Here is an 11,581-nt window from a genome sequence, read left to right as displayed (position 1 = left end):
CGGCTGCACCGGACAAATTTCCGCCGTCACCTTTTGTGCAAAAAACACGCACAAAAGCAGCCATCAAAAATTTGCTCGGTGAGCCAGGCGTTAATCCATAGAAATTTTAATTCTAAACTCACTCATTCGAGCTAAAAGTCTAACTCGGAAATGTCCCAAAGCGTGCTGCGTAACGCTTTTAAATCTACAGATTACGCGAGTGCACGAAAGGTGAGCCATGGTGATTAGCGAGACGACCGTCCGCCCCATGGACGGGGCGGTCGAGCATCCAAGGATGGACTTGCTGCGAGTCGACGAGCGAATGCCATGGCAAGCCTGTGCGAGTGGATACCCGTAAACGCTAAACTGCTAACAACTGAAATTACTGCTCCCCAAACACTACTTTCCAACATATTTCTGTCCCAAAGTATGTTGCGTATGTCTTTAAATCTACAGATTAGGCGAATGCACGAAAGGTGAGCCATGGTGATTTTCGAGACGACCGTCCGTCCCATGGCCGCTTTTTGGCATCCATGCCATCGCGGCATTTGTGAATCCTTTCACATCAGACGGGGCGGTCGAGCATCCAAAGGAAGGACTTGAACAACATACTTGTTTAACTGCCAGTTCGCCGTCCATGGCTCTCGTTCATAAGCTCAGAACCCCTAGGTTTCTATTCACCATGTCGATGAGTGAATGACATGGCAAGCCTATGCGAGTGGATATCCGTAAACGTTAAACTGCTAACAACTGAAATTACTGCTCCCCAAACACTACTTTCCAACACCTATCTGTTCCCAAAGCGTTATCAAGCTTTACGCTAAAACCACTCAAAACTGAGACCGAAATACTGATTGTTGGGATTGGACATAGAGAAATAAGACAATAAAAAAGTGCTTTATTTTTCAATAAAGCACTCATTTTTAAGCGACTCAAGTACTCGTTAACCTACTGATCACACTGCTGATTAAAGTCCCGATAAAAGGACCGATCAAAGTACTATGTAGAGTGGCCAGCCGAGGAGGCCGACGAGACCTTCCTTGTGTTCGAATCTTTCTAAGCGTTCGGGTGAAGCGTCGCTGAGTAAGAGTTCGCGGTAGCTTTTCGCAAAGTGCAGGGTACGCAGTAGGGCGGGGACAAAGTTTTTACCGAGATCTTTACTGATGGTTTCAGCGAGTTCTGCGGGTAATTCTGCTAACGCTTTCTGGGTTTCCAATTCGATATGCTCACTGGTAAACCATTCCTCTTTTAAGGTGATTTTGCCGATACGCTTTTTCAAATCCTGTCTGACTTTGGCGCCATCAAACAACAATCGATACAGTACCGCTTCGGCTAATACACTCTCTAGATTGAGAAAATCTAGCGGATCATAGCTCGATTGCGCGTAAAACTGTGCCAATAGGGCCGCAATTGACTGTTGGCGTTGATGCTCAAGCAGGGCATCTTGATAGGCTTCATAGCCTAACCATTCTTCTGCATCGGGCGGGCTAGACACTTGTTCTAGCAAGAATTTGTCGACATCGCCGTACAGTGACTTGCCGTTGACGAGTTTATGCTTGCTGACAGTGCTGAGCATGCTCCAGCCTTTTTGGAAGCATTTGACTACGCCATCGGCGGTGATCAACAGGCGTATCGCCTGCTGCGGGTTTTGGTTTGATAACTCCATCAAACCAAGACTCACCACACCAATGACATCGTGCGCCGCTTGTTCGAGCAGATGCATTTTGTACTTGTTGTAAAACTTATCGGCCAGTTTGAGGCTCATCAAAATGGCTTTGGATTTGATTTGTGACAGCTGTTCACCGCTCAGCGTTTCGTCTGCTTGGCCTTGGATCAATACCTTGCTCAGGTAGGGTCCTTGATCTACATCACGCAGTACCAGTTGCATCAAATAATTCCTTAATCCAAAAAGCTAAACATATCATCGACTTCAGCGTATTCATCCGTCACTTGGTTTTTCTCTTTGGCTTGAATAACCAGCTCGTTGACAAACTTGCTGATGATCATTTCCCAACCTGAGCTTTCGTTACGCAGCAGACTCTTAATGGCTTTTTCAACATCGGGCGCGAGCTCGTGGATTAAGGCCATTAGGCTGCGTGGGTCGTCTATGCTGAGGCTGTGTGCATCTTCACTGGCGACGCGGCTGTCGTAGCCGATGGTTTCAGTGTCTTCTTCGTCATCATAGAGATCTGTGTAGCCGTCATCGTCTTCATGTTTCTCGCCTAACATCATTTCGATGAAAGGGATCGACAGGTAGAAGAGGCCCGCTGGATCTTCGGCGATACATTCTAAAATCGCAGTTTGCTTTTCTTCGCTATCTTGGATGCGAATTAAATAGGTCAAAAAATCAAAGGTATGCTGAATAAGTTCTTCGGCATTGTTTTTGATTTTTTCTTCCCAGTACAAAGGTTGCTGACAGACGATGTCGCGAATTTGTTCTGGAGTCATGAGTTCAGACATGATCGAAGGGCAAGAGATATCATGGTGACTGTTGATTTGGGTCAGCGTGACGATATCCATGTGTTCGATGACTTCGACTAATTGCTCGTCGCTCATGGTATTTGCAATGATTTCAAAGCGTTTGCTCGCTTGTTTTGGCTCTACGTCCGCCAACTCTTTAATTTCGGCGACGGTAATCTCAATGAGACTAGTGTTCATTAGCGGTCCTCATCATCGTAGTGATCGTAGTAGCCATCTTCCTCTTCGCCTTCATCATCGTCGTCGTTATCTGAGGTGCCAACATAATCGTTGTCATCATCTTCATCGTCGTGATGCTTGGCTGCTGGCGTTGCTTTACCTTGATTTTCAAGTAAATACAGTACAGCGCAGCTTTCAATCAGTAAGGTTTCCGAGTAACCACGCACGGCTAACACTAAAGGTAAATCGGCATTGTTAAAGCCAATGGTGACTTTAAACTCATCCCACTCGGGTTGAGTTGCCGTGTTTATCCAATGTGCCCACTTGAGTTTGGCTTCGGCGGGAAACTTAATTCGACCGTAAAGCGCGACAGGCAGGTACTCAGGCACAGTATCAAGCATCTTAGGATCGGCTTCTAACACCTTTTTGATTTGGCTAGTAAATTGCTCTAGCGCTTTAGGTGTATCGGGATCGTCGTAGGACTCGATATTGTCGTAGGCATTATTTTTTAGCTCATTAATGCGTGAGATATTCAGTTTTTTGACCATTTGGCACTTACTCTAGAAAACGCTCAAGGATAAAATTGATCCCACAGCTCGCGCATGGCGCTAGCGGGATCGGTCACTATTACGTTATTGAAATCTTTGATAAACGCATTTCGTCGCTTAGGATCTGACAACACATCATAAGCATTTTTAACGCGTTCAAGTTGTACGGCGGCTTGCTGCTTTTCCTCTTCCGAGGCGCCTAACAACTTGTCGGGATGATATTTGTTTGACAGCCGTCGATAGGCTTTTTTAATGTCGTCTTCTTTGGCACTGGGTTTTATACCGAGCACACTAAAGTGGTTAATCATACTTGTACCTGCAGGCGATGGGGCTGATATCGCGAGATAAAAAGGGTTTGACTCTGATTATCTTTAAATTCGTGGAATTATGATTAGTCAGCCGTGGATGATAGCAGAAATCCCCACTCAGCGGCAAACACGCGAGCAGGAATTTGTGCTTTAGTGAAGGGTTAAAAATCCTTTAAACTTTAATCTGTTGTGGCGCATGGATTAAGTCAACCGCTATGCTGTTGAAATCCCGTTACCAAGCCAGATTGACAGCTAACTTAACCTTGTTTTTAGGCGAGATAATTGCCCTCGATTCTGGGCAATATTTTTGTGACGAATCCTTCGCTAAACGCATTCACACAGAGCTAACCCACACTCGCCTCTGCCACGTTCGGCTGAGTTAACGCCGTAACAGCTAAGTCAGACTAGACACTAACCGCAGGTTCATCCCAAGGGTGAGCATTTGTTTCTGTTCCCGCTGTAAATCCTTCATAAACAGGCTGATTTTTCGCTTATGGCTCGGTAGCACTAGCATGAGTCCATCGGGGATCACTTTAATATGATCTAAGGTCAGCGTCTTGGCGATACGGCCAAGGTTGAGCAAGACCGCAAGTCTCAGCAGGCAGAGTAGTCGATTGAGCGTGAGCTTATGGTTGGGATCGAGTTCGGCGAGCATTAATTCGTTGGGCTTTTTTCTGTGGTTGGTGATAAGCCGCGCTAAATCAAGCTGCAAGGCTTCGCTAAACCCGGGTAAGTCACTGTTACTGATGATATAGCCACCGTGTTTGTGCAGGGACTTTGAATTAATGTGTAGCCCAATCTCATGTAAGGTTGCGCCATAGGCGAGCAAGCGTGCATGGGGCCTTAATTGCCATTCATCGGCGACCTGTTCAAACAAGGCCATGGCGGTGTCGCGTACCTTAGCGGCGTGGGCCATATCGATATGATAAAGCTGGGCAATACTGTCGACGGTGCGGTGGCGAATATCCTGATACTGGCCAATTTTGGCTAGTTCATAGAGTACGCCTTCACGCAATGCGCCTGGGCTAAACTCGAGCTTTTGTATTGGTAAGCGTCTAAAAAAGCTGATTAAAATCGCAAGTCCGGCGGGCACTAATGGAATGCGTTTATCATCGACATTGGCAAATTGAATTTGGCTAATATGACCACATTTGATCAACTTGATTTTGAGCTGTTTTAGCCGTGGCAGCGTGATGGTTTCATCGCCGTGTTCTTCTTGAATCGCTTCGCAGATGGCTTTGACTGTGCCTGAGCTGCCTAACGTCAGCTCCCAGCCGCCCGCGAAATATTCCTTGGAGAGCGAGGCGAACTGTTTGTCGGCCGCGCTTTGAGCATCACGAAATGAGGCAGGGGTGATGAGTCCATCGATAAAGAAACGCTCGTTAAAACTCACGCAACCGCAGCGCAGGCTAGATAACTGGGTTGGGGTATTCTTTTTACCGATCACGACTTCGGTCGAGCCACCACCTATGTCGATGACTAAATTACTTTTTCCAAGCACTTGGCTTTGGGCAATGCCGTTATAAATCAAACGCGCTTCTTCATGGCCCGAAATTACCTCCACCGGGTAGGGCATGATGGCGAGCGCGGCCTCGATAAATTGATCGCGGTTTTTGGCGATTCTCAGGGTGTGGGTGGCCACTAATCGCACTTGCGCTTGGTCTAGATTGGAAAATCTTTGGTTAAAATCCCGCAGACAATTGAGGCCACGTTCTATGGCGTCATTATCGAGAATATTCTGCGCATTTAGTCCAGTGGCGAGCTGAACCTGTTGTTTTTCTTTATGTAAAATCTGCAAGCTGCCATCTTGCTCGCGGGCGATGACCAGATGAAAACTGTTCGATCCCATATCAATGGCGACAAAATGGCGCGATTTAGCATTTGCAGGCGCATTGGTTTGTGGCGCCTGCGACTTTAGTAATGTGTGTTGCTGTGTGTGCGAATGTGTGGCTACCAATCGGATTATCCTTAGGCAATCAAAGCGATATAAAGCCAGCGTTAGCTGGCTTTGGCCTGTAACTCGGGCGTTATGTCTGGCTCAACGTTGCTCTCTCGCTCAGCATCACCCTCATGGGCGGACATACGTAAGGCATTAAATTCTTGCAGTTGGCGCTTCTCATAATTAATCAGATATTGATAAATGGCAATTTGAGAACGCACTTTTCGTTTATTACCCCGATTTCGATAGGGGTTACTTTGTTCTTTGTTGATGACCCGCGCTTTAGTGTTGTCATTGAATTGTAAGGATAAAATATCCATTATCATTTGTTTTAGGCGCAGATCATAAATCGGCACACTCACTTCAACGCGGTTATCTATGTTGCGGCTCATCCAATCGGCGGAGCAGATAAAAAGTTTGTTCTCGCCGCCCGCGTGGAACAACATCACCCGTGAGTGTTCGAGGAACCGGTCGACGATACTGTAGACTTCGATGTTGTCGCTGATCCCCGGGATTTGCGGAATAAGCGAGCACATACCGCGAATGAGTAACTTAATTTTGACCCCAGCCGCCGAGGCCTCATAGAGTTTTTGGACCAAGGATTCATCGAGTAAGTTATTTAATTTTAAGGTAATCGCCGCCTTCATATGGCTTTGGGCATTAACGATTTCATTATCAATTAAGTGACTCAGTTTTTGTCTGGCATCGTAGGGCGACACGATTAAATGCTGGAAGTTATCGCGGCGATACGGATGCTCAATCAAGTCAAACACTTGCTCCACTTCACGGGCAATCTCTTGATTGGCTGTGAACAGCGACAAGTCGGTGTAAACCCGCGCCGTGCCTTCGTTAAAGTTGCCTGAGCCAACGTGACAATAGAGTTTGATTTCCCCTTGTTCCTCACGGCCAATTAAGCACAACTTGGAATGCACTTTTAAACTGGTGATACCGTGGTGAACTTTGACGCCCGCTTCGGCCAAGATGCGGGTCCATTCGATGTTAGATTGTTCATCGAATCTGGCCCGCAGTTCAATTACAGCGGTGACTTGTTTGCCATTTTTCACTGCATCGATAAGCGATTGCATCACATGGGATTTTTTCGCCACTCGATATAAGTTTATTCGAATAAAGCGCACCGCCGGATCGTAGGCCGCTTGGCGCACCATTTCGGTAAAGTGGGAAAACTTATGGTACGGATAATTGAGCATGATATCGCCCATCCGAATGGCATCGAAACTGTTGGCACTGCAGCCAAAACCTGCGCTATTGAGCGCCGGTAGTTTTTCGTTTTCGAGGTAGTCGCGACTTGGGTTGGGGAAGGCGATAAAGTCTTTAAAGCTGTGATAACGCCCACCTGGGATCAAGCATTCGGTCGAGCTGATGTTCAGGTTTTCTTTGAGCATCACCAACATGTGTTCGGGCATTTCTTTGTCATATACTAAGCGCACCGGTTCTGCGGTCAGACGTTTTTTCAATCCCTTAGTCATTTTTTCGAGCTGAGTTTGCTCTAGCTCGTCAGTGATATCAAAATCGGCATCGCGGGTTAATTTCATCGAATACACTTCGATGGCATCGTACTCGAAGAAGGGGCCAAAGAGTTCATCCACGCAGTGGCGAATAATGTTATCTAATAAAATCAGATACTTTTTCGCTTTACTCTTTTCGGCTGGGAGTTCGATAAACCGCGGTACGTTTTTGGTTGGCACTTCGACTAAGGCGTATTGGCGGCGAGCCTTAGTGAACAAACACACGCATAAATAGGTGGCGTCATCGTTGATTTGTTTGATCAAATCGCGATTGTTATTGACGATAAGCGGGGCAATATGGCGTTTAAATTGATCACGAAAATGCTTTTTCAGCCAGTCGCTGTGGAACTCGCTTAATTGTTTCTCATTGATTAACAAAATATTACGACGCACTAGCTCGCGCATTAAATCCGTGTATATGCCGTCGAACCTTTCTTGCAATGCCATCACTTTCGATTGGATTTTTGCCATTAAATGGCGACTGTTGCTGCGACCTTCCTGCAGGGATGACAGCAGAATCGAGCGCCTGACCGCAGCCACGCGTACTCTAAAAAACTCATCCATGTTATTGGAAAATATCCCTAAAAAGCGCACTCGCTCCACTAAAGGAACATTGGGATCGCAGGCTTCTTGCAATACCCGCTCATTAAAAGACAACCAAGAGAGTTCTTTATCAATCGAAAGTTTATCGGTATTCGGGGACACTGCACAGCTCCTTTAAGCAAGCGTCATGGCGCAATATACAATAGCATTCATCCGCCTTTGTGCAATCAGATTTACTGCCTACAAGTGAAGGAATTTCAATGATAAATACTGCGTACACGCCAAAATCAGTCTGGGATTTATCTGGGATAAAGATACGAGGGAAATATGTCAGCTTGATGACGAGTGTGACAGAAATATGACCTTAAGATGATAATCTTGGATTGAGCTCAAACACTGCCCGTGCAACTGCGCTTTACGCATTGAGCCCGCTATACTCGCTGCCAGTTTGCGGGCAAAGCCTGCAGTGTTAACTCCTTGGGCATTATCGCAAACTATGTTATCTTGCTCGGCTTTTTTATCGCGGGAGTAAAGGGTATGTTTGTTGGATTTGATTATGGTAGTGCTAACTGCGCCGTAGGGATCATGCAGGGCGATGATGTGCAGTTATTGGCGTTATCAGAGCAATCAGCTTATTTACCTTCGACCTTATATGCGATGGACAGGGAACTGATCGCCGAGGCGGTTTATCGTGGTCTTCCCACTGAATTAAAAGCCGATTACGCCAAAAAGCGCGCCGCACAATTGAGCCGTGCCCGTATGGTGCGCCATGAGTTAGATCTCGATGCTGACGTTCAGGCCGTGTTTGTCGGTGAGCAGGCGGTAAGCGCGTATTTAGAGATGCCGGAGGAGGGATTCTATGTCCGTTCGCCAAAATCCTTTTTAGGTGCGACGGGACTCAGACCCGAACAAGTGGCCCTGTTTGAAGACATAGTTACCCTGATGATGCAGCACATTAAAGTGCGCGCCGAATCTGTATTAGTGGAAAAGCAGCTTGCTAAACAAGGCGCTGCGGCAACGATCACCCATGCGATTATTGGTCGCCCGGTGAACTTTCAAGGCATAGGCGGTGAAGAGAGTAACCGTCAGGCCGAATCCATTTTGACCTTAGCGGCAAAACGCGCGGGTTTCGTCGACGTTGATTTTCTGTTCGAGCCATTAGCGGCGGGGATGGATTATGAAGCGACCTTGACTGATAACAAAACCGTGCTGGTTGTCGACGTGGGCGGCGGTACAACTGACTGCTCTGTGGTCAAAATGGGACCCGCCCATAAACAAAAAGCGGATCGCAGTGAAGATTTCCTTGGCCATAGTGGTCAGCGAATCGGTGGTAACGATCTTGATATCGCCCTTGCAATGAATGCCTTTATGCCGCACTTTGGTTTAGGCTCTTTAATGACCAATGGCAAGCCCATGCCCAGTAAGGCCTTTTGGAATGCGGTGGCGGTAAATGATATTAGCGCCCAGCGAGAATTCAGTACCTTAAGCAGCCGTAAACTGATTGATGAATTGGTGAAAGAAGCCGAGCAGCCACAGTTGCTCAACCGACTGTTAAAAGTGCAACAACAGCAGCTAAGCTATCAGTTGGTCCGTCAAGCCGAACGCGCCAAAATTGCCCTGTCGGATGCCGAGAATACTGATATTAATCTCGATTTTATCGAAGCTGCGCTGCACGCGGGTGTGAGTCGTAATTTATTTGAGAATGCTATCGAGCCTTCACTGACAAAAGTAGAAGCCCTTATGCACCAAGCGCTCTCGCAAGCGGCAAAAACCTTAGCGGCTGACGGCTTAGCTCAAGACTCTGTGAATAACGAGAATGTATCTTCCGACAATGCTGCAGAATGCAAACCCGATGTGATTTACGTGACCGGTGGTACGGCGCGAAGCCCTGCGATCTACGCGAAAATTGCCGGTATTTATCCCGATATTCCGGTCGTGGTCGGCGATCACTTTGGCTCTGTGACTGCAGGGCTAACTCGCTGGGCACAAAAGCTATTTGCTAAGCACTAATCATATAAGCACTAATGTAAAAGGATGTAGGAATGAAAACTCTGTTGAAGTGTGCGTTTGCCGCCACTGTGGGCTTTTTGCTCGCGGGTTGTGGTGACGATGTAGGTAAGGTGAGCTTAGGGCTTTTTACCACCAAAGATGTGATCATCGATGCTAAGCACGATCCTAAAATTCCAGGGGTGACTTGCCATATTAGTCGTATCGAAGCCAATTTAGATTTTGCCGATCCATCAGATATGGGCATAAGTTGCCGTCAAACAGGGCCAATTAACGCGGCCGATTTGGCTAAGATAGACTTAGGTAAACACGGCGAAGTGATTTTCACCGAATCCCTGAGTATTTTGTTCAAGTCATTAAAAGTGCGCCGAATTTATGATGCGCAGAACCAGACTCTGCTGTATTTGTCCTATTCGACTAAAGAGACCAACGGCAGCCATAAACATGCGCTTTCGACCGTGCCGCTATATGGCTCAGCCGCTTGGGTTGATCCAGCATTGAGTGCTGGAACGAAAGCGAATTAATCGCCGAAGAGTTTGTGGTTTGGTTGTACCTTGGCTGTAGCATTGATATTTGAAATAAGTTAAATATGCAGTAAGGTAAATTTGCAGTCAGTGTTGATAAGAGAAAGGGGCGGAATGTTGATTCCGCCCCTTTTTGTTTTTATAGGCTGCTAGCATTTAGCCGCTAATGACATAACGCAATAAATATTGCCCTCTAACGACCTCGCTTAATCCCTATAACGATCATTATCGCTACTTAGCTTTGGCCGCCAGTAGTGCGTTAAAGCGTTCAAACCCTGCGCTGAGATCGGCAATTAAATCCGCGGGATCTTCTAAACCAATATGCAAACGAATTAACGGTTTGCTCGCATCCCACTTAGTCGCCGAGCGGATTTTTTCAATGCCGAAAATGCCGAGGATTAAACTCTCGTAGCCGCCCCAAGAAAAGCCCATCTTAAAGTGACTCATATTCTCAACCAGTGCGGTGACCGCATCGGCATCGCCTTGTTTCAATACAAAGGAGAATAAGCCGTTGGAGGCGCTAAAGTCGCGTTTAAAGAACTCGTGGCCGGGGCAGGTATCAAACGCTGGGTGACGCAGATGATCGACTTCTGGTCGGGTTTTTAACCAGTTGGCAACTTGCAGGGCATTTTTTTCATGCTGCGCCATACGCACGCCTAAGGTACGCAGGCCACGGGCGGCAAGGTACACATCATCAGGGGAGGTAGTTTGTCCCATCAAGTAACTGTGTTCACGTAATTGTGGCCAGTATTTTTCGTTGGCCGTAGCCGTGCCTATCATCACATCCGAGTGACCGACGATGTATTTGGTCGCCGCTTGAATCGAAATATCCACACCCATTTCAAAGGGTTTGCTATTGATGGGTGAAGCCCAAGTGTTGTCCAGCATAGTAATCAGCCCATGTTCGTGGGCGATGCGGCACAAGGTCGGCACATCTTGCACTTCCATGGTGATAGAGCCTGGAGACTCTAAAAACAACACTTTAGTATTTGGGCGAATAAGGTCGCGAATGCCCGCGCCAATCAGCGGATTGTAGTAAGTGGTTTCGATACCAAAACCGCCGAGAATATGGGTACACAGATCCCGCGTTGGCTCATACACGCTATCGACCATCAATAGGTGATCGCCCGCTTTTAAAAATGACAATAACGCCGCACTGATCGCCGCCGCGCCAGAGGGATACAGCGCTGTACCGACGCCGCCTTCTAATTCAGCAATCGCCGCTTGAAACGAAAAATGGGTCGGGGTACCACGGCGGCCATAAAACATCTCGCCGTTGGTTTTATTTTTCGCGGCGTGGCGCATTTCATCCATCGTTTCGAAGACGATAGTCGAAGCACGAAAAACGGGCGGATTGATCACGCCTTTGGTCCATTTTTTGTCTCGACCTAAGCTGACGATTTGGGTGGCTTGATGATGTTTATCTGTCATTGGATCATTACCTTGGCATTTAGGTTGAACGAATAGGTTGAACAATTTGGGAGAATAATTGGCGTTTCTAATCTATTGTTATGGCGGCCATCTTAGCATCTGCGCGCAGAAATGACAGGCGGCGCGATGATGAGTTTGA

The 11,581-nt window shown here is 47.1% G+C and carries 9 protein-coding genes; 2 read left to right on the top strand and 7 right to left on the bottom strand.

The annotated features are described in order from the left end of the window. Positions 1 to 970: 970 nt before the first annotated feature. The 6 genes from Q4Q49_RS11130 to ppk1 form a co-directional block, all read right to left on the bottom strand. Positions 971 to 1,867 (bottom strand): hypothetical protein, encoded by an 897-nt coding sequence (locus Q4Q49_RS11130; RefSeq protein WP_311999360.1) that lies wholly within the window; start codon positions 1,865 to 1,867, stop codon positions 971 to 973. Positions 1,868 to 1,878: 11 nt separating this feature from the next. Further along, the gene (locus tag Q4Q49_RS11125) at positions 1,879 to 2,637 is read right to left on the bottom strand and encodes a hypothetical protein (protein ID WP_173245325.1); all 759 of its coding nucleotides are present in this window, start codon (positions 2,635 to 2,637) and stop codon (positions 1,879 to 1,881) included. Continuing rightward, complete coding sequence (locus tag Q4Q49_RS11120; protein ID WP_006081329.1) at positions 2,637 to 3,164, bottom strand: hypothetical protein; 528 nt, start codon at positions 3,162 to 3,164, stop codon at positions 2,637 to 2,639. Before Q4Q49_RS11120 ends, Q4Q49_RS11125 begins: the two co-directional genes overlap by 1 nt. Positions 3,165 to 3,187: 23 nt before the next feature. Next, positions 3,188 to 3,472, bottom strand: coding sequence for a J domain-containing protein (locus Q4Q49_RS11115; RefSeq protein WP_006081330.1), 285 nt, complete (start codon positions 3,470 to 3,472; stop codon positions 3,188 to 3,190). Positions 3,473 to 3,866: 394 nt separating this feature from the next. Next, positions 3,867 to 5,429, bottom strand: coding sequence for an exopolyphosphatase (ppx, locus tag Q4Q49_RS11110; protein ID WP_259559761.1), 1,563 nt, complete (start codon positions 5,427 to 5,429; stop codon positions 3,867 to 3,869). A gap of 41 nt (positions 5,430 to 5,470) precedes the next feature. Beyond that, positions 5,471 to 7,642, bottom strand: coding sequence for a polyphosphate kinase 1 (gene ppk1, locus Q4Q49_RS11105; RefSeq protein ID WP_311999359.1), 2,172 nt, complete (start codon positions 7,640 to 7,642; stop codon positions 5,471 to 5,473). Positions 7,643 to 8,017: 375 nt separating this feature from the next. On the opposite strand from ppk1, the gene yegD reads away from it, so the two are divergent. Continuing rightward, positions 8,018 to 9,490: a molecular chaperone gene (gene yegD / locus Q4Q49_RS11100; RefSeq protein WP_311999358.1), complete on the top strand. Its 1,473-nt coding sequence runs from the start codon at positions 8,018 to 8,020 to the stop codon at positions 9,488 to 9,490. 32 nt (positions 9,491 to 9,522) lie between these two features. Next, entirely contained in the window at positions 9,523 to 10,011 is a 489-nt protein-coding gene (locus Q4Q49_RS11095) for a CreA family protein (RefSeq protein WP_071938817.1), read from the top strand. 231 nt (positions 10,012 to 10,242) lie between these two features. On the opposite strand, the gene Q4Q49_RS11090 is transcribed toward Q4Q49_RS11095, so the two are convergent. After that, positions 10,243 to 11,442, bottom strand: coding sequence for a cystathionine beta-lyase (locus Q4Q49_RS11090; RefSeq protein WP_311988343.1), 1,200 nt, complete (start codon positions 11,440 to 11,442; stop codon positions 10,243 to 10,245). Between the last annotated feature and the right edge of the window lie 139 nt (positions 11,443 to 11,581).

Origin of the sequence: Shewanella sp. SP1S1-7 (genome assembly GCF_031932105.1) — a bacterium.
Lineage (GTDB): Bacteria > Pseudomonadota > Gammaproteobacteria > Enterobacterales > Shewanellaceae > Shewanella > Shewanella baltica.
This window is presented reverse-complemented; position numbering and strand designations above follow the sequence as displayed.